Here is a 24,692-nt window from a genome sequence, read left to right on the forward strand (position 1 = left end):
AAATAATCCTTTGTTTAATTTCTTGATGATCGTACAATCAAGTCTATTTCTTTTTTTGCCATCTTCTTTGCTTGTACTTTAAGGTCAGCTAAGTTATTTGTTATTGTTTCATTTAAATTCTTTTATCTACATATTCGTTGGTTGATTGTTTCTGGTTTCACTTGATTCTCTTGAGAGGGTGGTTGTTCTGCTACTTTTAGCTCAAATAAATTATTTTTTATTTCACTTAGATACTTTTGTCTACATATTCGTTGGTTGATTGTTTCTGGTTTCACTTGATTCTCTTGAAAGGGTGGTTGTTCATTCAACGCTTGCCAACTTTTTGGTTTATAACTTTCCCATTCATTTGGAGATGTTTTCCAAGGTGCAGGCACTTCATATCCATCTTCAAAAAAATGTACCTTTCCTTCAAAATCTTTCCAATTGCGAAAGAGATAGCGAAGTTCTTTAGGAGTGAAAGCCTTTTTATCTTTTTTTTCTATAATACGTTTCATATCTAAATCATCAATACAATAATAAATGGTTACATTTTCATTATCTCTTGCACTGTCTAATCCAATTTTACAACCTCTAACAATCAGCTGTCCTGTATATTTGCGATTTTTCTCACATAGGTGTCCTATATTTTTTTTCGTAGCTTTATGTAGCCCAGGATTAAAATTGATTACTTTATTTTTTTCAGTATCTTGTGTGCGTTGAAAATAGTAAGACCATAAAGGCCACCAATCTTTAAATGGTGAAATATATTTTTTCCAATTTATTGAAAAATCTTTTAAGTATTCAAGATTCATCGGATTTTTTGGGTGATCATATGTAATAGATGAAAAATGATTATTGTACTCTCTGATATCACAGGGACCTTGTCCTTCAGTAACACTTGAATGGAATCCTTTTTTTCTAATTTTTTCAATCTGTTTCTGTAAGTTTTCCGCTTTTGGTGATAAGCCATAAAATAGAATTATTTCCTGTTTCATCGTTCATTTTCCTTCCCATAAGTTTATTTATTTTTAGTTTTCAAGGTAAATAATAGCAGCAATAATCGTCCTCCTTTGAACTTTTTTCTTTTGTCCTAGTCCGATTTAACAAAAAAAATAGTCATACTACGAAAATTAAAACACTCAACGTTCTTCCATAGCGGGAGATTGATTGTTTCTAATCGGTTGGTTTTTTAACTGAGTTCTCTGATCCATAATTGTCTTGTTTTTTTGTTCTGCTGTTTCAAACTCAGCTTTTCTAGCGAGATTTAATTTTATTCGTTCCTTCAAATAAGCAATGTTTTGATCAGTACTAGGATTAAAAAATTGATTTGTTTGATCAGTAGGAATCGATTTATCTTGTATTATTGCATCATAAAATGGCTTTTGGATTTTCTCATTTAGTTGCGGGTGAAACATATAAATTGGTGGGAGATATTGCTGATAATTTAACTGTCCTATTCGCTTGATGACATCAATTTGGCTACATGGTATTTTCTTTAATATTTCATTTATGTTTATTACGCCGTGTTTATCTATCTGTTCTTTTAATTCAGTATCCAGCCTTGACAATTTATATTGCATTGGCATAGTCCATCCAGAATATGTCAAAAGAATCCTATCTATTGAAGTTTCCTTCTGAGAACCATTCAGATGAGATGCGTGTGCTTGTTCTAGGAGAACTTTTAAGTGATTCTTAGCTAAAATTGTAATATCATTGTTGTTCAATCGTACCATTTGTTTAATATTTTCAAATGATAAATTTTTCCTTCCGTGAAATACTTCCGTTAATAATTGCCGTGCTTTTTCTTCAGACTCTACTTTTATTTTATTATTCTCAGCAGTTACATCTATATTATTCTCAATTAAAATGTTTTTTACAGTTTGACAACTCATCTCATGTTTTTTAGCTAATCGCAAAAAAAATAGTTTATGTCTTTGCTCCAACAAACACTTCACTGATTCAACAAGCGCTTGTTCCTTCTTACTTTGAGTGCTTGTCTGCCCATTCTCCAATGGTTGTTGTGTTGAACACCTGAACTCGCTATTACTTTCTATTGGCACGTTTGTATCTTGTACAAATTCCTTAGTTTCATATAAAGACTCTTGGGCTTTGGTAGACAGCGTTGTTGATTGGGAAGTGTTTCTGATCCCCAACATTTCTTCTATTTCTAGTAACCGTTCGACATCTAATGAGTACTCCAAATGATTTTCCAGTTCGTTCTCTGGAGCAACTTTTTGTTTCTTATACGGGGGAACTTGTACTTTGTTATTCTGTTCTGACACTGCATGACTATCTTGGTTTTGTGTCATTTTCAGTTCATTTTCGTTAATAATGTTTTGCAACGTTCTCTTTCTTTGAATTGTTTCCGATCGCGAGTGTTGTTGCTCAGCAAGATTACCTGTATTATTTTCCGATAGAGGTGGACCAAAATGATGTCTGTTAGATGGAAACTCCTCTTTTTCTTGTTTTTCTGATTCAAGGCTCTTCTTTAAAAGATAGTCCCTAAATTCTTGTAATTGTTTATGTAACGAAACTGTTTGATCATCCGTAAGATTGCCTACTATTTCTGAGTAAGATAGCGATTTTTGTTGCGTATGTGTTTCTTCTTTTGTGTCTTCTGTGGAAAACCGTTGAACCTTTTTCGGCATTATGATACCTCCTTTTTTACTGCAATTAGTTTACCATAGTATCATAATGATGAAAGTTCCATATTTTTATGTAACAAAGAAGTAATTGTTCTTTACTTTTTATGTTTAGAATATAACTACCAATAAAAAAAACGATAAAAAAATCCAAAATTCTAAGGAATCTCCTTAAGAATCTTGGATTTTTTAAGGCCTACTTGTTAGGTCCTCATTCGTTGCTTTTAAGAATGTTTTGAAACCTTGATTCGGTTGATCGCACGATGCAAAGCAACTGTCGCACGTTTCAATTCATTCGTATCTTCTTTTTCTTTTGCTTCTGCGATTTGTCGCTCAGCACGTTGTTTGGCTCTTTCTGCCCGAGAAACGTCAATATCTCTTTCACGTTCTGCACTATCGGCAACGATTGAAACAACATTGTCACGAACTTCCATGATTCCGCCATTGACAGCAATCCAATCGACGTGGGTATCAGAGTCTGTTCTCTTCACACGGACTTCATCAATTGTTAATGGAACAATGATCGGCGCATGTTTAGGTAAAATACCAAGTTCCCCCGCTGTAGTACGTGCTACTACGATCGCTGCATGGTGATCATAGACCAAACCGTCAGGAGTCACCACATTCACAGTTAAATATTGATCCATGGGGCACCCCTTTCTAGTAGCCTAGTTTTTTCGCTTTTTCTACGACGTCTTCTATTCTACCAACACTTCGGAATGCTTCTTCAGGAAGATCATCGTATTTACCTTCTAAGATTTCACGGAAACCCTTGACTGTTTCTTCAACTGGTACATAAGAACCAGGAAGACCTGTAAATTGTTCCGCTACGTTAAAGTTTTGTGACAAGAAGAATTGAACTCTACGTGCACGTGAAACTAAAACTTTTTCTTGATCAGATAATTCATCCATCCCTAAGATCGCAATGATATCTTGTAATTCACGGTAACGTTGTAAGACATGTTGGACTTCAGTCGCTACTTTATAATGTTCTTCACCAACGATTTCAGGTGCCAAAGCACTTGAAGATGAAGCCAATGGGTCCACGGCTGGATAGATCCCTTGTTCTGTCAATTTACGCTCTAAGTTTGTTGTAGCATCTAAGTGGGCAAATGCTGTTGCTGGCGCTGGGTCAGTATAGTCATCGGCTGGTACATAGATTGCTTGGATCGAAGTGATCGAACCTTTTTTCGTTGATGTGATACGTTCTTGTAATTGACCCATTTCAGTTGCTAACGTTGGTTGGTAACCAACGGCAGAAGGCATACGACCTAAAAGGGCAGATACTTCTGAACCAGCTTGAGTGAAACGGAAAATATTATCAATAAACAATAGCACGTCTTGACCTTCTACATCACGGAAGTATTCAGCGATCGTCAAACCAGTCAAAGCTACCCGCATCCGAGCACCTGGTGGTTCGTTCATTTGTCCGAACACCATCGCTGTTTTTTCGATAACGCCTGAATCTTTCATTTCATAGTAAAGGTCATTTCCTTCACGAGTACGTTCCCCAACACCGGTAAATACAGAAATACCACCATGTTCTTGGGCAATATTATGGATCAATTCTTGGATCAATACCGTTTTACCTACACCGGCACCACCGAATAATCCAACTTTCCCACCTTTTAAGTAAGGTGCTAACAAATCGATAACTTTGATCCCAGTTTCAAGGATCTCCGTACTAGTACTTAATTCATCAAAGCTTGGTGCTTTTTTATGAATCTCACTACGTTCTGCATCTTCTGGGAAAGATGATCCTAAATCGATCGTATCTCCTAAAACGTTGAATACACGTCCTAGTGTATCTTTCCCTACTGGAACAGAAATGGCTTTACCAGTATCGATAACTTCCATACCACGTTGTAAACCATCTGTTGATTCCATGGCAATGGTACGGATCACTCCGTCCCCTAATTCTAATGCTGTTTCAAGAACAACTTTTGATTTTTTCTCATCATTTTTATAAACAACTAATGCGTTGTTGATATCTGGTAAGGATTGGTCTAAAGAAAATTCCACGTCGACAACGGGACCGATTACTTGAACAATCTTGCCTGAACTCATCTTTTTTCCTCCAATCTCAATACTATTCTAGCGCCGAAGCTCCGGCAACAATTTCGGTAATTTCTTGGGTAATAGCCCCTTGTCTTGCACGGTTATAAGATACCGTCAAATCATCAATGATCGTTGCAGCATTATCCGTTGCTGTCTTCATGGCAGTCATGCCGGCAGCGTGTTCTGCTGTCTTCGCATCAACGATTGCACCATAGATTAAGCTTTCCGCATATTGAGGCAATAACTGCGCCAAGATTTCTTCTTTTGAAGGTTCAAAAATGTATTCTTGGTCAAAAGTAGTTGCTTCTTCTGGATCTAAATCTGAAATTGGCAGCATTTTTTCTACACGAAATTGGCTAGTTAGTGAATTGATATGATGATTGTAGCATACGTACAATTCATCAAATACTTCATTTTGATACATCGTTGTTGCCATACCTACGATTTTACGCACTTCATCAAAACTTGGTTGGTCCGATAAATTACGTAATTCGTAAGCCAAATTAATTCCTCTAGCCTTGAAGAAATCTGCACCTGTACCTCCGATTGCGATCATCACATAATCGTCAGGAGATTTATGGTCTTCTTCTAAAATAGACATTGTTTGCTTTAAAATCGAACTGTTATAGCCACCAACTAAACCACCATCAGCGGTAATCACGATATACCCCGTTTTCTTTACCGGACGGCTGATTAACATACTATTGTAATTGATATCTCCACGAGGATTATCAGAAGCAATATCATTTAGTTGAGTAGCTGTCAAATGAGTGACGATTTCTCTGACTTTATTTGCATAAATCTGAAACTTCTGAGAAGAAGCTTCAGATTTTGTCAGTTTAGAAGCGGACACCATTTGCATTGCTCGAGTGATTTGACTCGTTTTCTTCGTTGAAGCAATCCGAGTCTTGATTTCATTTAATGAAGCGCCCATTCATCTCACCTCACTATGCATTTTGAATGGATTTCAATTTGTCTTCTGTTGAAGAAGTGTTTCCTTTTGTCGCTAAGAAAATATCTTTGTATTCTTGGATCGCTTGATTCAATCGTTCTTCTTCTGGAAGATCTTTCGTTGTACGGATCGTTTCAAAGATATCTGCATGATTCGTATCTAGATATTCAAATAATTCATGTTCAAAATCTAAGATGCTGTCAACTGGAATACTATCTAAGAATCCATGTGTCAAAGCATATAAGATAACTACTTGTTTTTCAACAGCTAGTGGTGCATGAAGTTTTTGTTTCAAGATCTCAACTGTACGACGTCCACGATTCAATTTCGCTTGAGTCGCAGCATCTAAATCAGAACCAAATTGGGTAAATGCTTCTAATTCACGGTAACTTGCTAAGTCAAGACGTAATGTTCCTGCCACTTTTTTCATTGCTTTGATTTGAGCAGAACCACCTACACGGGAAACGGATAACCCAGCATCAACGGCTGGACGAGTTCCAGCGTAGAACAAGTCACTTTCTAAGAAGATTTGTCCGTCAGTGATTGAAATAACGTTTGTTGGAATATAAGCAGAGATATCTCCAGCTTGTGTTTCAACAAATGGTAAAGCAGTCATTGAACCGCCACCTAAATCATCACTTAGTTTTGCCGCACGTTCTAGTAAACGTGAGTGCAAGTAGAAAACATCCCCTGGATAAGCTTCACGACCTGGAGGACGGCGTAATAGCAATGAAAGTTCACGATAAGCAACAGCTTGTTTTGATAAGTCATCAAAGATAATCAATACATGTTTGCCGTTGTACATGAATTCTTCACCCATTGCAGTTCCTGCATAAGGCGCAATATAAAGTAATGGCGCAGGTTGTGATGCACCCGCATTGACTACGATCGTGTAATCCATTGCTCCATATTTTTTCAAAGTTTCTACTTGTGTACGCACAGTAGAATCCTTTTGACCGATCGCCACATAGATACAGATCATATCTTGACCTTTTTGGTTAAGGATCGTATCGATTGCGATAGATGTTTTACCCGTTTTACGGTCACCAATAACTAATTCACGTTGGCCACGTCCGATTGGAACTAAAGCATCGATGGCTTTTAGACCTGTTTGCATTGGTTCATTGACAGATTTACGTTGCATAACGCCTGGTGCCATCGCTTCGACTGGTCGAGCTTTATCTGTAACGATTTCTCCTAACCCATCGATTGGTTGACCTAGCGGATTAACGACACGTCCGATCAAGGCGTCCCCAACTGGAACTTCCATGATTTTACCTGTTCGTTTTACTTTGTCTCCTTCACGAATGGATTCGAAATCACCAAGGATAATGATACCTACATCATTTGATTCTAAGTTTTGCGCCATTCCGTATGAGCCGTTTGAAAATTCAAGCAACTCACCACTCATCGCATTTTCTAAACCGTGTGCGCGAGCAATCCCGTCACCGACATAAGTCACGGTACCGATTTCTTCGACTGAAAGCACGTTTTGATAATTTTCAATTTGTTCTTTGATCAAGGCACTAATTTCTTCTGCTTTGATAGCCATTCGATTCACCTACCTCTTTGTACTATCTATTTAATTGATTACGCATTTTTTCTAATTGCGTGCGAATGCTTCCGTCGATCACTCGATGGTTGGCTTCAACAATTGCCCCACCAATAATAGAAGAATCAACGATTTGCTTCAATTCAACTGTTTGATAGTCCATTGTTTTTGCAACATTCATTTCTAGTTTTTGTAATTGTTCATCAGAAAGTGGTACTGCTGTTTTTACACTACCTAAAAGTAGTCCTTTGTAATCGTTGTAGCGATGTTCGTATTCATCGATCATAAACGATAATTCAGACATCCGATTATAACTATAGACCACTTCTAAAAAGTTTTTCACGATACCGTCAAACCCACTGACAAGTTTATCCATAATGATTCGTTTTTCGTGAGGTTCTAAGCGGACGTCACTAAGTACGTTGCCTAATCCAGATACTTCACTATAGATTTGGCGTAAGCTTAGTAATTCTTGGTAAATTTCTTCTGCGCTATTTGAATCGATCGCCAGTTCAAATAGTGCTTTACCGTAGCGTCTGCCGACAGTATATTTATCTAGTTTCATTTGAAGAACCTAGACCTTCGATATATTGATTGATTAAAGATTCATGCATTTCTGGAGACAATTCTTTGTTCAAGATTTTAGCCGCGATTTGAAGAGAAAGATCTGCTACATCATCTTTTACAGAGTTTAAAGCTGTATCACGTTCTAACATGATATCAGTTTGCGCTTTGCTTTTTAGACGTGCAACTTCTTCTTGCGTTTCCTTCAAAATATTTTGACGGCTTAATTCTCCACTTTCTTTCGCATTTTTAATGATATCAGCTGCATCAGAGCGAGACGCTAACAATTGTTGTTCGCGTTCTTGTTCCATTTTTGCTGAATTGATGCGAGATTTTTCGGCAGAATCTAAATCATTGGCGATCTTATCTTCACGTTTTTTCAAAATATCGCTGATTGGTCCCCAAGCAAAATGTTTCAATAGAAACATTAGTATCAAAAATGAGCCGCTGACAACGATGATATTACCTAACATCGGATTACCAACTTCTGCAATTGCCAATTGATTCAGCATAGGCTAGCCTTCCTTTCTTTAAGGTGTATCTCATGGATGATGAAGGAATCCTGATTTCAATGATTGAAACAGCCTCCTCAACGCCTTTTGTTCTAGTATTATGATGAAACAACTCAATTATTTTGAAAATAACCAGGTTGTTTTTTTTCAGTTTTCGACAATTAAAAGAGGATTAGTGACAGTTGTCCTATCCTCAAACAGTTAATTGATTAAACAGCAAAGACTAGAATCAAGGCAATAACCACACCTAGAATAGGAACAGCTTCAACTAAGGCTACCCCGATGAACATTGTTGTACGTAATTGACCAGACATTTCAGGTTGGCGTGCCATTGATTCGATTGTTTTAGAGATTACTTGACCATTACCATAACCAGCTCCGATAGCTGCTCCCATGATTGCGATTGCTGCTGCGATATAATTCATAATTTATTTCCTCCTAAATATAGATAAATAGTAGTTTGTTAAAAACGATGTTACTCTTCTACTTCAATCTTATGGCTCATATATACCATCGATAAAGTGACAAAGACAAATGCTTGGATGCTTCCGATAAACAATGAGAATGCGATCCAGACCATCTCTAAAGGAATTGCTAACGGTAATGAGAACCAACCTAAATTATTCATCATATTGGCAATCAAGGTAAGTAAAACTTCCCCCGCGTAGATATTCCCGTAAAGACGCAAAGCAAGTGTTAATAGGTTCGTAAATTCTTCGATCAGCTTCATTGGAAACATGAAACTATATGGTTTCAAGAACGAATTTACAAAATACCCTTTAAATCCAAGCTTTTTCACCCCGAATAAATGAGTAAGTGTGATCATTATAAATGCCAAAGTTAAAGTAACAAACGGGTCTGCTGTCGGACTTTTCCAAAGTGTTGTTTCGCTAGGTAAGACGATTTTCGTTATTAAACCTATATTATTTGCCACGAAGACAAACAAGAACAATGTAAAAGCCAACAAATGAAAATTATTCAATTCTTTTCTAGGCAGATTATCTGTTACGATCCCTCGGGTAAAGTCAATGACCCATTCCAGCGCATTTTGTTTCCCCGTTGGTTTCATCTTAAGATTTCTTGTAAAGAAGTAAACTAAGAAGAAGACAATCAAACAGGTCAATAACACCATCATACAAACAGTACCATCAAACCAAACCGGTCCAATATGGAACGTTAGCGAGCGTTCATCCAATCCATTTCACCTCTTTTCCCTGAATTTCACATAAAATCAAATTCATGTGTACATCTGGTTTTTCTAAATCGTTTTCTAACCAAACGGTATCATACCACCATGAAACAGAAAATTCAAAACATTTTCATGAAAATCAGACAATTTTTTATTTCAGTCAAAAAAGTTTGCTTTTTCCTAAAAATCATCGTGGCGTTTTACAAGAAAAAACCTGTGATATCATGCTTTATCAGATTAAATGCTAACAAATTTTATCATTAAGTAAACCTAAAAGCACCGAATATGCGAAAAAGGATAATGAAATTATCTAGAGAAATTTTTTAATGTTCGATCAATTTGACGATCCACATCTTTTCGTTTTAGATCTTCTCGCTTGTCATAAGATTTCTTCCCTTTCGCAAGACCAATCAAAACTTTGGCATACCCATCACGAATATATACTTTTAAGGGTACGATCGTGACCCCGGTATTCTTTGTTTCAGTCTCTAGCCGTGAAATCTGTTTTTTGTGTAATAGTAACTTTCTTGTTCGTAACGGATCATGGTTAAAAATATTGCCTTGTTCATAGGGACTGATATGAACATTATGCAAAAATGCTTCACCGTTTCGAATACGGACAAATCCATCTTTCAAATTGATTCGGCTGTTTCGGATCGATTTGATTTCTGTTCCTTGCAGCACCATTCCTGCTTCCATCGTATCGATAATCGAATAATCATGGCGAGCCTTTTTATTTTGGGCGATTAACTTTCCGTCGCCTTTTGGCATATGACATTCCTCCAAACTGGTATTCATAGTGATTATTGGTTATTTTTTCTTTTTCTTCTTAATTCCCTTATAAAAAGGTTTTTTCCCTTTTTTATTAGATGGTCCTTTTCCTTTTTTCCGCTCATTTGAATAGGAATTTTTCTTTCCATTCCGTTCAGTATGAGATTTTGATGAACGCTTTTGATGACGATTAGAAGGACGATTTTTGTTTGACGTTTTTGGACGTTCTAATGGAACGATTTCTTCTGCATCAATCAATTCAAAGTCAATTGCACGTTCTTCCGGGTCTGCTTTGATGACTTTTACCCGCACTTTTTGACCGATTTTAAAAGTTAACCCTGTTCGTTCGCCTACTAATGCTAAATGATTCTCAATAAAGTGGAAATAGTCTTGTTTCAACTCATTGATATGAATCAACCCTTCAATCGTATTGGGTAATTCGATAAACAACCCAAATTTAACAACTGAACTGATGATCCCTTCAAATTCCTCTCCTACTTTATCCATCATGTATTCAGCTTTCTTCATTGCATCTACTTCACGCTCTGCCTCGACCGCACGACGTTCCATCTTTGAACTATGCTCCGCAATTTCGGGTAGCTCATTTTCCCAATAAGTTTGATTTGCTTCACTTGGGTCTTGTCCATACGAGCGAATTAAGCGATGGACGATCAAATCTGGATAACGTCTGATAGGCGAAGTGAAATGCGTATAATATTCCGCAGCTAATCCATAGTGCCCAAAATTATCTTCTGAATAACGTGCTTGTTGCATACTTCTCAACAGCATCGTATTGATAACAGCTGATTCCGGTTTGTCTTCGACGTTTTCAATGACTTTTTGAAGATCTTTAGGTGTGATTGTTCCTTTTGTTCCACGAACGACGATTCCTAGTGCAGAAGCAAAATCAAAGAAACGTTGCATCTTTTCTTCTTTAGGTTGCTCGTGAATCCGATAAATGAATGGAAAGTTGCGTTTATTAAAATGTTCCGCCACCGTTTCATTTGCCGCCAACATGAAAGATTCGATCAACCGTTCGCCTACGCCACGGCTTCGCAATAAGATATCAGTTGGTTGTCCATCTGGTTCTACGAGTATTTTTGCTTCACGGTCTTCAAAAGAAATCGCTCCTCGACGAATCCGCATTTCTTCTAAAATCTGATGTAGCTCTTGCATCTCTTGAAACATCGGCACTAATTGCTTATACCGTTCCATTACCTGCTCATCTTGTTCTTCTAAAATCTGATTGACCGCTGTATAGGTCATTCGTTCCGTCGTTTGGATGACACTTGGAAAAATATCATGAGATACCACCTGACCATTTGGATCAATCTCCATCTCACAACTCATTGTTAGTCTTGGTACGTGAGGGTTCAATGAACAAATCCCGTTTGATAATCTTTGTGGGATCATTGGAATGACACGGTCGGTTAAATACACACTCGTTCCTCGTTCGTAAGCTTCACGATCTAACTGGCTTCCTTCGGTCACATAATTGGAAACATCTGCAATGTGTACACCTAAGAAATAATTACCGTTGGCTAATTTTTTCACAGTAACAGCATCATCCAAATCTTTGGCATCTTCTCCGTCAATCGTCACGATCAATTGTTCCCGTAAGTCTCTCCGGCCAACTAGGTCTTTTTCATTGATCGTATCTGGCACTTGATCAGCTTCTGCCAAGACATCATCTGGAAATTTTGTCGGAATCCCGTTTGAGACAACAATCGATAGGATATCCATTCCAGGATCATTTTTATGGCCGATGACTTGTTTGACAATACCTTCTAAACTGGTCGCGTAGTTTTTCTCAGGATAATGGGTCAGCTCAACCATTACGATACTCCCATCAACTGGTCGAATCCCTTCAGCTGCTGCATAAACTTTAAACTGATTCAATTTTTTGTCTTTTGGGATAACCACCCCATAAAGATCCGTTTCATTTATCTCGTCGTCTGTGTAAGCCACGAATTCTCCAGCTAACTGCGTAGTTGCTCGTTTGCGGATCTCAACTACTTTACCTTCTGCTCCACGATCCATCGCAGTATCGGCCGTTTTTATGATATCGATCGCTACCGTATCGCCATCCATGGCATACCCAGTTGCTTCTTTAGGAATATAGATATCATCTTCTTCTGGATCAATCGTCACAAAGCCGAAGCCTCTTTCATTGGCCCGAAACGTTCCTTCGATCAATACTGGTTTTAATGGCAGCTTCACTTTTCCTTTTTTGGTAAAGACCACACTTTGTTCTCGTTCCATTTGAGCGATCGTCTGAACGAGTAGCTTGAAATCTTCACTTTTTTGCAAGCCCAATCCTTGGGCGATTTCTTCCATTGAAAAGCTTTTTTTGCGCTCGCTCTCAATAAAAAAAATAATTTTTTCTTTCAATGTTTCTTTTGTCATTTTCATTCCTCATTCCAAGGTAAATTCTCTAGAAACTCCAACACATCTTTTTCCAGTAATTTTCTAGACTCTCCAACGGTGATCACATGTTTGCTGTTGGGATACCATTGAAGGGTCACTCTTTTATCGGCTAATTTTTTTGCTGTTTCGTAGACTCCAGCTGGATCAATCATTTCATCTTGACCGGCTTGGGCTAAAAAAACAGGTGCTTGGATGTTACTAAGTTTTCCTTCTGTAATTGCTGCTTGGTTTTGTATCTCTGCTAATTGCTGATAAACATTTGGTCGAAGCGCAGCGACAGTTTCTTCGATTTCCTGTTCAGATTCCCCTGCAAGTTTTAGCACATAACGTTCATATCGCTCAAAATTTTCTGGCACATGATTTTCAACTGGTGAAATCGGCGAGCAGAAACATCCGCCACCAATGATCTCTGGCTGTTCTGCTAATGCTCGAACAGCGAAGATTCCTCCCATTGATAATCCAAAAACAGCAACTTGGGAAAAACCTTCTGCTTTTAAAAAGTGGATGGCTTGTTTCGTATCTTCCCACCATGTTTCCGTTTTTTGCGCTAAAATGTCTTGTGGAGCTAGCGTTCCATGTCCAGTAAACAATGGAGCATAGACAGTATATTCTGACTTTTCCAAATATCGAGCCAGCATGCGCACATCATTCGGACTTCCAGAATAGGCATGTAAGAGTAGCACAGCTCTCTTACTATGTTTTGCATAAAGGGGTTTTGGTAGACTTTTCATTAGGTTCACCTCGTTCTTCTCATTTTAACATAGATTGGCGATCCCTTAGGACAAAACCGCTCTTTTGGCAAATAAAAAAGAGCCGCGACGTCAATCACTGCTCTGCATGAAAGGAATTCTTTTTTCGCTCATTCAAATCAACTACTTAAAAAATTAAGCCGAAATTTTTTGAACGAAAAAACGATTCATAATTATTTCGACTAATCGTTAAATCAACTTTTTATTTAGAAGATAAAAAGGCTAGTACAAATAATAAAATCATCCAAATGGCACCCATTACCGCTGTCGAACGTTGCATGACTGCTTCAAAACCACGTGCTTTTTGTTTACCGAATAATTGATCCGCTCCGCCAGTAAATGCACTTGCTGCACTGTTTTGTTTACTTGGTTGCATCATGATTGCAATGACCATTACAATCGATAACACGATCACGATTCCTAAAATTACATTATACATTAAGCAGCCTCCTTTCCGTAAAATATCATCTATTTTACTTTATCATATAAAAAAAACTCTGACAACCTTCTCTTGCGAATGGGGCTCCAATTTTAGATAACATTTAGTATTAGTACTTATTCATGGGCAAAGACTGAAAAGACGAAAAAACCGAAAGAATAACACCGCTGATAGCCGGTTGCTACAATTTCGGTTTCTTTAATTTAAAAAAAGTTCATTTAGCGGATAGATCCACTTTTTGTCATTTCATTCATTGACGATCGTACGAAAACGAGTCGATTATTTACGAAGCACATCTTGATATTCAGGTTTTCTTTCAAATTCTTTCTTCGCATATGGACACAATGGAATAATTTTTTTACCTTCTCTTCGAGCTAGTTCTACGCCATTAAGCACTAATTTTTCTGCTAATTTTTGTCCACGATACTCTGGTTCTACAAATGTATGATCAATGATCATGATGTCTGGTCCTGCATCAGACCAAGTCATTTCCCCGATTTCTTTTGCTTCATCATTCAATAATACGAAACGATTTTTTTCTTCTTTGATTTCCATTTTCGCCACTCCCCGTATTGACCAAATAATTTGTTCTCCTTGATTCTAACAGTCTAGTTCTCAGCAAACAATTATTTATACTCGGAATAACCTGATTATCTCCAATCGATTCGCTGTTCGATAAATGAGAAAACAACCGTCCAATATTTGGTGGGATTTTTCACGGCTGCTTCTAAATGTTGAGCTTCTGGGATCAGAAAAAGATCATTTTCACCAGCTGTCGCATTTTGGATCGTATAAGCGGCACTGACTGGAACGAACTGATCCTCTTCCCCATGAATGATCAATACTGGCAGGTGATTACTGCCCAACTGACGGGTTGCTGACGCCTGTTTCAAAGAATAACCAGCATATTTCTTTGCATAGCGATTTGCATGGCGCATGATCATTTTTTTAGGAAGAAAGGTTAGTTTGCTCAACATGTAGCGAAACTCCTCATAGACGGAAACAAACCCGCTATCCAGGATAAACCCACGAACTGCAGGAGGTAGTTTTTCCCCACTAGCCATCATGATAGCAGAGGCACCCATTGAACTCCCATGTAAAATAATGTTAGCATCTGGCTGCAGCTGTAAAATATAGTTGATCCAGATAATCAAGTCTAAACGATCCAACCAACCCATTCCGATGATTTCTCCTTCACTCTTACCGTGAGCACGCAAATCAGGAATCAAGACGTTAAACCCTGCTTCTGCATATTTCTTTCCAATATAAGACATATCTGTTTTCCCATCACTTCGATAGTCATGGACACAAACAACCCATTTTTTGTTGGGAGAGGAACTTTGAAAGATTCGTCCTAACAGTTTTAACCCATCATGACTTTTGACTTCGATTTCTTTGCCTTTATTCCAAAAGCCCTCAGCTTCTGTTTCCGCAAGTTGCCGCTGCTTTTCCACGATCGTAAAAGCCGATGGGTCCATCAACTGATGACCTGTTTTCTCATACCAATCATATCCTCTTTGTAAACCCGATTGAATTAATTTTTGCGCATAGTAAGAAGAAAGTCCACGATAAATGACTGCGCCTAAAATGAGAACTATAAGAATAAGATACATGACAATCACTTATCTTCCCCGCTTTCCTTAAATATTTTTTCTATTATCAATCCGTATAGCCTTCTATTCCATTGTACCATTTTCTAAAAAAACTGCTCAAGTTTTCACCCTAGGCTTCATTGAAATTTAAAACCAATCAAATAGGAATAAAAAATAAGATAACATTTACATTTTATTTAAAAGCCAGTATACTGATTCCGTGCATTTTAATCAAGGAGTATCCTTGGACTGGTTCGGAAACTTCCCAGAATAAAAAACTAAGTATCTCTACAGAAAGGAGATTGGAAATAATGCGAAAAGTAATTATTGACTGCGATCCTGGAATCGATGACACTTTAGCATTGATGTTAGCCATTAAGTCCCCCGAAATCGAGGTGGTTGCGATCACGACGGTCTGCGGTAATGTACCTGTGACGATCGGTAGCCAAAATGTTTTCAAATGTTTGAAACGTTGCGGACGCTTAGACATCCCCGTCTATCAAGGGCAAACACAACCGTTGAAACAGCCGTTTATTAGCGCACAAGACACTCATGGGATGGACGGATTAGGCGAGACAAACTTTGCTCAAGTACAAGAAAAACAAATAGAAGAAAAATCAGCAGTCGATTTTTTGGCGGAATACTTTTCTAAAGAAACAAACACCTCGATCATTGCACTTGGCCCTTTGACCAATATTGCTCGTGCTTTGATGAAAAATCCACATTTAGGGAAACATTTCGAGCGATTTATTTCAATGGGTGGCACCTACAAAAGCCACGGAAACTGTTCACCAGTTGCTGAGTACAATTATTGGTGCGATCCTGATGCAGCTGCCTTTGTGTTTGAAAATTTAGGGAACACGATTGAAATGGTCGGTTTAGATGTTACGAGAGAAATCGTTTTGACACCTACCTTATTAGAATATTGTTGTCAGCTCAATCCTGAAGAAGGAGAATTTCTAAAAGCGATCACTCGTTTTTATTTTGATTTTCACTGGCAACAAGAAAGAATCCTAGGGTGCGTCATCAATGATCCTCTGGCCGTTGCCTACTTTATCGACGAAAGCATTTGTCAGGGATTTACTAGTTATACCGCTGTTGAAACGCAAGGAATCAGCCGCGGGCAAACACTAGTCGATCGCTTTGATTTTTGGCAAAAAGCACCAAACAGCACCATTATGACAGAAGTTGATACTCATCTATTTTTTCGGAAGTTTTTGACCGTTCTTTTAAATGCACAAGAAGAAACGATTAAAAAAGATCTGGAAAGATTAAAGATGGGATGAAAAACATGCGCAAAAAAAGAATCACCACACAGACGATTACGATCGTCGCTTTATGTATCGGAATCAATTATATCGGCGGAACCATTGCATTATGGCTACGATTACCGATCTATCTTGATTCGATCGGTACCATATTCGCTGGGACTTTGTTAGGTCCAGTATTTGGGTTACTCACTGGCTTGGCCAGCGGGGTATTAAGTGGTGTTACCACCGATATCTTCTCGTTGTATTATTCACCTGTTCAAATGGTAACAGGTTTACTTGCTGGAGTGATTTTCCATCAACGATTCACTCGCAGTAAGAACCGCTGGACCTTAGTTTTCTGGGCACTTGTCTTATCACTGCCTGGAACCATCCTTTCTTCCCTAATCACTGTAAAACTCTTTGGGGGAGTCACTTCTTCTGGTTCAAGCATGATCGTTCAGTTCCTCCATGGAATTGGGTTCAATCAAACAATGAGCGTGATTCTCGTTCAAGCGGGAACCGATTACCTCGACCGCCTGCTCTCAGTAGTCGTCGTCACCCTTGTCGTCTTGGCATTGCCGAAAAGGGTTGTGAACAGAGCGATTTGAGCTGCGTAGTTGTGATGAGCTGGAGTAAATACACGTGCGAATAGAAGTCGGTTACTTCAATTAGTAAATCAAAAAAAACGCAAAACATGAAAATTTGTTTTGCGTTTTTTTGATTTAATTGAAGGATCTACTTTGTACTTTTTTGTATTTTGAACCAAAATAGGCTGTTATGCTAAATAAGACAAGATGATTGCTTGATATGTGTCAATCATATCCAAGTAATTATCGATTTCTACATATTCGTCTATTTGATGAGGCAAGTTTACGACTCCGGGACCGAATACCACAAAATCGAAGGAGTGAGCGGATTTAGTAAATTCAGCTGCATCTGTCGTTGCTGCTGCACCTACTAGGGGCAATGGTTGCTTGAACTGTTTTTGAATATGGTGGATCAACGAAGAGTCAGGATTTGCTTTCACAGGAATCTTATTGTAGTCGATCGTCAATTCTAAGTGATAGTTCGTTCCTTCATTCAATTCATCCACGATCTTTTGTAATAAATCAATGATTTGATCGTTTGGAAATTCAGGGATTGAGCGGATATTTCCTTGTAATTGCGCCTGACTTGGAATACTGTTGACTTGATTTCCTCCGTTGATCACTGTAACGTTATGAATCGTTTTTCCTAATGCTGAATTTTGGAAATCATTCGCTAAAGCATCCATTTGCTCATTTGCACGCGTAATAAATTCATTTAAATGGTTGATCGCATTGTAGCCTTCTTGAGGCATTGAGCTGTGGGCTTCTTTACCATGAGAAACAACGGTGTAGTTTATTGAACCCATGTGAGTATACATCAAATTGTAATTGGTTGGTTCACCAATGATCAATCCGTCTAAATCGTCGACATAACCTGCTTTTGTCAGTTGTTCACTACCTAATTCTCCTACTTCTTCCCCTACTGTCGCTAATAATTTGATTGTCCCGTTAAACGGTTTCCCAGACTCTTTCAATTCAATCATCGCAATCACCATAGCGGCTAGCCCGCTTTTCATATCGGTAGCACCACGTCCATACAAACGATTACCTTTTATTTCTGCTGCAAAAGGCGGATAGGTCCAATTCGATTCGTCTCCTGCAGACACAACATCCATGTGACCAGACAAACCTAATACTCTTCCTTGACCATTGTGATACGTCGCCACCAAGTTATCACGCCCCTCAGTGTGAGAAATGATTTCTCCTTGGATTCCATGTTGATTCAATAATTGATTTAAGTAGGCGGCTACTTCCCCTTCGTTCCCATTCACTGACTTGATTCGGATCAGTTCTTGTAAAATAGCTATTTTTTCTTCATTTCCCATCCTGTCTCACACTCCTGCTGTTTCTTTCTATTTTACTGAAACAGTGTATCATTTTCAATCATTCATCCATTCTCAGTCGATTAGTTAGCAGCAGCCATTGACACTCCTATGTCTAAAGACACCGAAGCACCCCAAAATAGAAGGAGCTATTTCGGGATGCTTCGGCAATTCGTTATTGAGCTGTTGTAGATCGAAAACAGTTTTCAATGAACCGCTCCGTCTGCTCATAACATTTTTTTGATTCTGGCAATGTATAATTAAATTGATATTCATGACTGATTTCTTTTTTCTGGTCTTTATAAAATAGTTCGTCTACAGGGACGTCTAACTCTTTTAATTTATTTGCGAAAGCAATCCCTTGATCTTGGAAAGAGTACGCATTTCCATCTGTGATATACGTAGGCGGAAAGTCTTTTGAAACTTGATCAACTAAACTAGCTTGATATAAGCGTTCGTCTGTTTGCCAATCTTTCGTTCCAATCAAAGACCAAGCTACCGTTTTAACGAAGAAATGCATCAATCGATCACTCGATTGCTGTTTTGCCGTTTGTTGCAAATCAACTGGTCCACAGTAAGAAATGGCTCCTTTGATCGCTGTTGGATCAATCATTTGTTTCATCTTCATTTCTTTTGCATACTGTTGATTTGTTTGGATAGTGACATACTGTAAGGCAATCTGAGCGCCTGCACTATCGCCACCAAAAATCAGCTTTGAAAGATCCAACTTCTGATTGTTCTCTTTTTTTAATTGTTGGACTAATTCATTGACTTGGACTACTTGATTGGGATACTGAGAGCTAGGTGCCGGTTCATAGTTCATAGCAACAACTGCGATGTGCGTATCTGAAGCTAATCTTGTTGCAAATTCTTTTACACCTGCTTTATCCCCGCTCACATAGCCTCCACCGTGAACCCAGATCAACGTGAGTAAAGGTCCCTCACTGCCTTTAGGATAATAGATATCGTAGTTGTTTTTTTGAATTGTGATTGATAAGAACGATCAGTGAGCGAACTGGTGGAATCTTTTGCTTGTTCATACGTTTCTTTATCTGTGATCGTTACAGCATCGCTAAACAGATGTCGGATCACATAAGCACCCGGTCTCGGTGAAACTTGAAAAGCAATCACGACCAATAAAATGGTACTGAGAAGCAAAATACCGAACCATTTGAACCCCTTTAAAATTTTTGCTTTCATACACTTTCCCCATTATTCTTTTTTTTCCTTTTATCATAATATCTTAGCAATAATTAAATCGTTTGTAAACGTGACAAAAAACGATTATGTAATTCAGTTTTTGTTAGGATAATCTCTAAATTTTTTCTGCAAAAAAAGACCTTTCTCCTATCTTCAAGATAAGAGAAAGGTACTTTTTAATAACTTTAGAATGAAGTAGACCAGCACAGCTATATAATCGACGCTCTGCTATCGTCGTACTTATTTGATCGTCCTAAAATTATTTGTTTTTTAAGTTGTAGAAAGATTTCAAACCTTTGTATTCAGCAACTTCGCCTAATTGGTCTTCGATACGTAGTAATTGGTTGTATTTAGCAATACGGTCAGTACGTGATAGAGAACCAGTTTTGATTTGACCAGCGTTTGTTGCAACAGCAATATCAGAGATTGTTGAATCTTCTGTTTCACCTGAACGGTGAGAAACAACTGCTGTGTAGCCAGCTTCTTTAGCCATTTCGATTGCTTCAAAAGTTTCTGTCAAAGTACCGATTTGGTTAACTTTGATTAGGATTGAGTTAGCGATTCCTTTTTCAATACCTTCAGATAATTTTTGAGTGTTTGTTACGAACAAGTCGTCACCAACTAATTGAACTTTGTCGCCTAATACGTCAGTTAATTTCTTGAATCCGTCCCAGTCGTTTTCGTCTAATCCGTCTTCGATTGAGATGATTGGATATTTAGAAACTAATTCTTCGTAGAATTTGATCATTTCGTCAGTTGTTTTTTCGCCTTCGCCTGAATCAGCTAATACGTAAACACCTTTTTCTTTGTCGTAGAATTCTGAAGAAGCAGCATCCATAGCAAGAACAACGTCTTTACCAGGTACATAGCCAGCTTTTTCGATTGCTTCGATGATTACTTCAAAACCTTCTTCGTTTGAACCAAGGTTAGGAGCGAATCCACCTTCGTCACCAACAGAAGTAGCTAATCCACGAGATTTCAAGATTGCTGCTAATGCGTGGAATACTTCAGCACCCATACGTAGAGCTTCTTTGAATGTTGGAGCGCCAACAGGCATGATCATGAATTCTTGGAAGTCGATTGAGTTATCCGCATGTGATCCACCGTTGATGATGTTCATCATTGGAGTTGGTAAAACTTTTGTATTGAATCCGCCTAGGTAGTGGTATAAAGGTACTTCTAGGTAGTCAGCAGCTGCACGAGCAACAGCGATAGATACACCTAAAATTGCGTTCGCACCTAATTTACCTTTGTTAGGAGTTCCGTCTAAAGCGATCATAGCTTTATCGATTGCCATTTGGTCACGTACATCGTAGCCAATGATTGCTTCAGCAATGATGTTGTTTACGTTGTCAACAGCTTTAGTTACACCTTTACCGCCATAACGAGCTTTGTCTCCATCACGTAATTCAACGGCTTCGTATTCACCAGTTGAAGCACCTGAAGGAACCATTCCACGGCCAAAAGCTCCGCTTTCTGTGTATACTTCTACTTCGATTGTTGGGTTACCGCGTGAGTCTAAGATCTCGCGAGCGTAAACATCAGTAATAATTGACATGTTTTGTCTCTCCTTTGAGTTTGTTTTTTCCTAAGGGATTTCCCTCATATACGATTTTAGTTAATTTTAGGCGTTAGTGCAAACATTTCTTGCATTTTTCGCAAATTTTCACTAATTATTTTACAGCGTCTAATAATGCTAAGAATGAATCAGCTTGTAAGCTTGCGCCACCAACTAATGCTCCGTCAACATTTTCTTTCGCCATATATTCAGCAATGTTTTCTGGTTTTACAGAACCACCGTATTGGATACGTACTGCATCAGATACTTCTTTGCCGTATAATTTTTCAACTGTTTGACGTACAACGCCACAGATTTCGTCAGCAATTTGTGCATCAGCTGATTTACCAGTACCGATTGCCCAAATTGGTTCGTAAGCAATAACCATGTTGCTTACTTGGCCATCTGTCAATCCTTCAAGACCAGCAGTGATTTGTCCTTCGATCCATTCAGCTGTTTTTCCAGCTTCGTAAGTTTCTAAAGATTCACCACAGCAAAGAATTGGGATCATGCCGTTTGCAAAGATAGCTTTCGCTTTTTTGTTGATGTCTTCATCTGTTTCATGGAAGTATTCACGACGTTCTGAATGTCCGATGATCACATAGTCCACACCTAAGTCTGCTAAAGCAGCTGGTGAAGTTTCACCTGTGAATGCACCTGAGTTTTCCCAGTAGCAGTTTTGTGCTGAGATTTTTAATTCTGTTCCTTCAGCTGAAGCCATTAGTTCTTGTAAGAACAAAGCAGGTGATCCGATAACAGAATCAACTTTTTCATTTGAAGGGATGTTGTTTTTTACTGCTTCAGCAAATTCTTTTGCTTCAGATGCAGTTTTGTTCATTTTCCAGTTACCAGCGATAATTGGTTTACGCATGACAGTATGCACTCCTTTAAAATTATGAGTCGTGGAACTCTCCTCCACGTATAAAAAGAAAAAGCTGCTTTTTGGTTAAGTTTATTTGAGTTTGAATCAATTCACCGTTGCAAAAAGCAGCTGTCTTCATCTAAATCAGATACAACGAACGATGCTTATTTATCGTTGATTGCAGCTAAACCAGGTAGTTCTTTACCTTCTAGTAATTCTAAGCTTGCGCCGCCACCTGTTGAGATATGTGTGAATTTGTCAGCAAAACCTAATTGTTCTGCAGCAGCTGCTGAGTCACCACCACCGATGATTGTTGTTGCATCTTCAAGGTTAGCGATTGCTTCACAAACACCGATTGTACCTTTAGCAAAGTTACTCATTTCGAACACACCCATTGGTCCGTTCCAAACAACTGTTTTTGCACCTTGTAATGTATCAGCAAATAATTTCACTGATGCAGGGCCGATGTCTAAAGCCATCAATCCTTCAGGGATATCGCCTTCGATTACTTGTGTTTCAACATCGTTTGAGAACTCTGGAGCACAAACGTTATCGATTGGCAAGACTAATTTGTCGCCAGCTTTTTCGATCAATTCTTTTGCTAATTCAACTTTATCAGCTTCTACTAAAGAGTTACCGATTTTGATTCCTTTAGCTTCGTAGAATGTGTAAGTCATTCCGCCGCCGATCAAGATTTTGTCTGCTTTAGGAATCAAGTTTTCGATTACACCGATTTTATCAGAAACTTTTGCGCCACCTAAGATTGCGATCATAGGGCGTTTTGGTTCTTCAACGGCTTCACCGATAAATTTGATTTCTTTTTCCATCAAGAATCCAGCAACTGTTGGGATACCAGTTGAAGCAATTCCGACGTTTGAAGCATGCGCACGGTGAGCTGTACCGAAAGCATCATTGACAAATACATCACCTAATGAAGCCCAGTATTTACCTAGGTCTGCATCATTTTTGCTTTCTTTTTTGCCATCAATGTCTTCAAAACGAGTGTTTTCAAAAACAACCACGTCGCCATCTTTCATGCCATTGATTGCTGCTTCTAATTCTGCACCACGAGTTTCAGGAACGAAAGTTACTTCTTTTCCTAATAGTTCGCCTAAACGTTTTGCAACTGGAGCTAAAGATTTACCTTCTTTATCTTCTTCCGTTTTTACACGTCCTAAGTGAGAGAAAAGAATTGCTTTTCCGCCTTGTTCTAATACGTAGTTGATTGTTGGTAATGCTGCTTTGATACGTGTGTCATCTGTGATCACGCCATCTTTCAAAGGAACATTAAAGTCAACACGGACAAGAACTTTTTTATCTTTTAAATCAATATCTTTCACTGTTTTCTTAGCCATTTTATTTCCTCCTAAATAAACTTACTATCAAAAAAAGCGGAAGAAGCGCGATTGCTTCCCCGCTTTTAAGTGTACATGCTTATAAATTACACTTGTACGTTTGGTCTATCTTATAAGTTAGCGAAGTATTCTAAAGTACGTACTAATTGTGCAGTGTAAGACATTTCGTTGTCATACCAAGCAACAGTTTTAACTAATTGTTTGTCGCCAACAGTCATTACTTTAGTTTGTGTAGCGTCAAATAATGAACCGAAAGTCATACCAACGATATCAGAAGAAACGATTTCGTCTGTGTTGTATCCGTAAGATTCGTTTGAAGCTTCTTTCATTGCTGCGTTGATTTCGTCAACAGTTACTTCTTTTTCAAGAACTGTAACTAATTCAGTTAATGAACCTGTTGGTACAGGAACACGTTGAGCAGCTCCGTCTAATTTACCGTTCAATTCAGGGATTACTAAACCGATAGCTTTAGCAGCACCTGTTGAGTTAGGAACGATGTTTGCAGCAGCAGCGCGTGCACGGCGGAAGTCACCTTTAGGATGAGGTCCGTCTAGAGTCATTTGGTCACCTGTGTAAGCGTGGATAGTTGTCATTAATCCTTCAACAACACCAAATTTGTCGTTTAATGTTTTAGCCATAGGAGCTAAACAGTTAGTAGTACATGAAGCACCTGAGATAACTGTTTCTTTACCAGTTAATGTTTCGTGGTTTGTGTTATAAACGATTGTTGGAACGTCATTTCCACCAGGAGCTGAGATAACAACACGTTTAGCACCAGCTGTTAAATGTTTTTCAGCAGCTGCTTTTGAAGTGAAGAAACCAGTACATTCTAGAACGATGTCAACACCTAGTTCGCCCCAAGGTAATTCTTCAGGGTTACGGTTAGCTAAAACTTTAACTTCTTTTCCGTTAACGTTGAATGAACCTTCGTGAACTTCAACTGTTCCGTTGAAACGTCCTTGAGTTGTGTCATATTTTAACAAGTGTGCTAACATTTTAGCATCTGTTAAGTCGTTGATTGCTACTACTTCGATTCCATCTACATCTTGGATACGACGGAATGCTAGACGTCCGATACGTCCAAAACCATTAATACCTACTTTAACTGTCATTTAAGATTTCCTCCTTATGA

At 38.4% G+C, this 24,692-nt stretch carries 23 protein-coding genes, 1 pseudogene and 1 riboswitch; of the genes and pseudogenes, 2 read left to right on the plus strand and 22 right to left on the minus strand.

What is annotated here, in order from left to right; all coding sequences use genetic code 11:
* Positions 1–122: 122 nt before the first annotated feature.
* The 16 genes from IGL28_RS09800 to IGL28_RS09875 form a co-directional block, all read right to left on the minus strand.
* Positions 123–974: a hypothetical protein gene (locus IGL28_RS09800; RefSeq protein ID WP_232088593.1), complete on the minus strand. Its 852-nt coding sequence runs from the start codon at positions 972–974 to the stop codon at positions 123–125.
* Between the two features lie 144 nt (positions 975–1,118).
* Positions 1,119–2,627: a hypothetical protein gene (locus tag IGL28_RS09805; RefSeq protein ID WP_232088594.1), complete on the minus strand. Its 1,509-nt coding sequence runs from the start codon at positions 2,625–2,627 to the stop codon at positions 1,119–1,121.
* A 218-nt stretch (positions 2,628–2,845) separates the two neighbouring features.
* Positions 2,846–3,268: a F0F1 ATP synthase subunit epsilon gene (locus tag IGL28_RS09810; protein WP_010718593.1), complete on the minus strand. Its 423-nt coding sequence runs from the start codon at positions 3,266–3,268 to the stop codon at positions 2,846–2,848.
* Between the two features lie 13 nt (positions 3,269–3,281).
* Complete coding sequence (gene atpD / locus IGL28_RS09815) at positions 3,282–4,688, minus strand: F0F1 ATP synthase subunit beta (protein WP_010718594.1); 1,407 nt, start codon at positions 4,686–4,688, stop codon at positions 3,282–3,284.
* A 22-nt stretch (positions 4,689–4,710) separates the two neighbouring features.
* Positions 4,711–5,613, minus strand: coding sequence for a F0F1 ATP synthase subunit gamma (locus IGL28_RS09820; RefSeq protein ID WP_010737986.1), 903 nt, complete (start codon positions 5,611–5,613; stop codon positions 4,711–4,713).
* Positions 5,614–5,626: 13 nt separating this feature from the next.
* Complete coding sequence (gene atpA / locus IGL28_RS09825; protein ID WP_010718596.1) at positions 5,627–7,183, minus strand: F0F1 ATP synthase subunit alpha; 1,557 nt, start codon at positions 7,181–7,183, stop codon at positions 5,627–5,629.
* A gap of 22 nt (positions 7,184–7,205) precedes the next feature.
* Positions 7,206–7,748 carry an ATP synthase F1 subunit delta gene (gene atpH, locus IGL28_RS09830; RefSeq protein WP_081128079.1) on the minus strand — a complete coding sequence of 181 codons (543 nt, stop codon included), beginning with the start codon at positions 7,746–7,748 and terminating at the stop codon, positions 7,206–7,208.
* Complete coding sequence (atpF, locus tag IGL28_RS09835; protein ID WP_010718598.1) at positions 7,735–8,259, minus strand: F0F1 ATP synthase subunit B; 525 nt, start codon at positions 8,257–8,259, stop codon at positions 7,735–7,737. Before atpF ends, atpH begins: the two co-directional genes overlap by 14 nt.
* 209 nt (positions 8,260–8,468) lie before the next feature.
* Positions 8,469–8,684: an ATP synthase F0 subunit C gene (gene atpE / locus IGL28_RS09840; RefSeq protein ID WP_010718599.1), complete on the minus strand. Its 216-nt coding sequence runs from the start codon at positions 8,682–8,684 to the stop codon at positions 8,469–8,471.
* A 50-nt stretch (positions 8,685–8,734) separates the two neighbouring features.
* Entirely contained in the window at positions 8,735–9,454 is a 720-nt protein-coding gene (gene atpB, locus IGL28_RS09845; RefSeq protein WP_010718600.1) for a F0F1 ATP synthase subunit A, read from the minus strand.
* A 300-nt stretch (positions 9,455–9,754) separates the two neighbouring features.
* Complete coding sequence (gene smpB / locus IGL28_RS09850) at positions 9,755–10,219, minus strand: SsrA-binding protein SmpB (protein WP_010718601.1); 465 nt, start codon at positions 10,217–10,219, stop codon at positions 9,755–9,757.
* A 39-nt stretch (positions 10,220–10,258) separates the two neighbouring features.
* Positions 10,259–12,625: a ribonuclease R gene (gene rnr, locus IGL28_RS09855; protein ID WP_113820700.1), complete on the minus strand. Its 2,367-nt coding sequence runs from the start codon at positions 12,623–12,625 to the stop codon at positions 10,259–10,261.
* 2 nt (positions 12,626–12,627) lie between these two features.
* The gene (locus IGL28_RS09860) at positions 12,628–13,377 is read right to left on the minus strand and encodes an alpha/beta hydrolase (RefSeq protein WP_081128081.1); all 750 of its coding nucleotides are present in this window, start codon (positions 13,375–13,377) and stop codon (positions 12,628–12,630) included.
* 220 nt (positions 13,378–13,597) lie between these two features.
* Entirely contained in the window at positions 13,598–13,834 is a 237-nt protein-coding gene (secG, locus tag IGL28_RS09865; protein ID WP_010718604.1) for a preprotein translocase subunit SecG, read from the minus strand.
* A 279-nt stretch (positions 13,835–14,113) separates the two neighbouring features.
* The gene (locus IGL28_RS09870; protein ID WP_010718605.1) at positions 14,114–14,389 is read right to left on the minus strand and encodes a GNAT family N-acetyltransferase; all 276 of its coding nucleotides are present in this window, start codon (positions 14,387–14,389) and stop codon (positions 14,114–14,116) included.
* Positions 14,390–14,484: 95 nt separating this feature from the next.
* A complete protein-coding gene (locus tag IGL28_RS09875) occupies positions 14,485–15,447 on the minus strand; it encodes an alpha/beta hydrolase (protein WP_438843975.1) in 963 nt (320 codons plus the stop codon).
* Positions 15,448–15,669: 222 nt separating this feature from the next.
* A riboswitch (PreQ1 riboswitch) is annotated at positions 15,670–15,714 on the plus strand.
* A gap of 23 nt (positions 15,715–15,737) precedes the next feature.
* On the opposite strand from IGL28_RS09875, the gene IGL28_RS09880 reads away from it, so the two are divergent.
* A complete protein-coding gene (locus IGL28_RS09880) occupies positions 15,738–16,712 on the plus strand; it encodes a nucleoside hydrolase (protein ID WP_010718607.1) in 975 nt (324 codons plus the stop codon).
* A 5-nt stretch (positions 16,713–16,717) separates the two neighbouring features.
* A complete protein-coding gene (locus IGL28_RS09885; RefSeq protein WP_010737992.1) occupies positions 16,718–17,284 on the plus strand; it encodes an ECF transporter S component in 567 nt (188 codons plus the stop codon).
* A gap of 167 nt (positions 17,285–17,451) precedes the next feature.
* Here the strand turns inward: IGL28_RS09885 and IGL28_RS09890 are convergent, their stop codons facing one another.
* From IGL28_RS09890 to gap, 6 genes and pseudogenes are all read right to left on the minus strand, one after another.
* Complete coding sequence (locus IGL28_RS09890) at positions 17,452–18,588, minus strand: ArgE/DapE family deacylase (RefSeq protein ID WP_081128087.1); 1,137 nt, start codon at positions 18,586–18,588, stop codon at positions 17,452–17,454.
* 172 nt (positions 18,589–18,760) lie between these two features.
* Positions 18,761–19,785: pseudogene (locus tag IGL28_RS09895) on the minus strand (alpha/beta hydrolase).
* 259 nt (positions 19,786–20,044) lie between these two features.
* Positions 20,045–21,343 carry a phosphopyruvate hydratase gene (eno, locus tag IGL28_RS09900; RefSeq protein WP_010718611.1) on the minus strand — a complete coding sequence of 433 codons (1,299 nt, stop codon included), beginning with the start codon at positions 21,341–21,343 and terminating at the stop codon, positions 20,045–20,047.
* Positions 21,344–21,458: 115 nt separating this feature from the next.
* Positions 21,459–22,214 carry a triose-phosphate isomerase gene (tpiA, locus tag IGL28_RS09905; protein ID WP_010718612.1) on the minus strand — a complete coding sequence of 252 codons (756 nt, stop codon included), beginning with the start codon at positions 22,212–22,214 and terminating at the stop codon, positions 21,459–21,461.
* Positions 22,215–22,369: 155 nt separating this feature from the next.
* A complete protein-coding gene (locus tag IGL28_RS09910) occupies positions 22,370–23,560 on the minus strand; it encodes a phosphoglycerate kinase (protein WP_010718613.1) in 1,191 nt (396 codons plus the stop codon).
* A gap of 110 nt (positions 23,561–23,670) precedes the next feature.
* Positions 23,671–24,672: a type I glyceraldehyde-3-phosphate dehydrogenase gene (gap, locus tag IGL28_RS09915; protein ID WP_010718614.1), complete on the minus strand. Its 1,002-nt coding sequence runs from the start codon at positions 24,670–24,672 to the stop codon at positions 23,671–23,673.
* Between the last annotated feature and the right edge of the window lie 20 nt (positions 24,673–24,692).

This window comes from Enterococcus sp. AZ077 (assembly GCF_051714965.1).
In the GTDB taxonomy this organism is placed as follows: Bacteria; Bacillota; Bacilli; order Lactobacillales; family Enterococcaceae; genus Enterococcus_B; species Enterococcus_B hirae.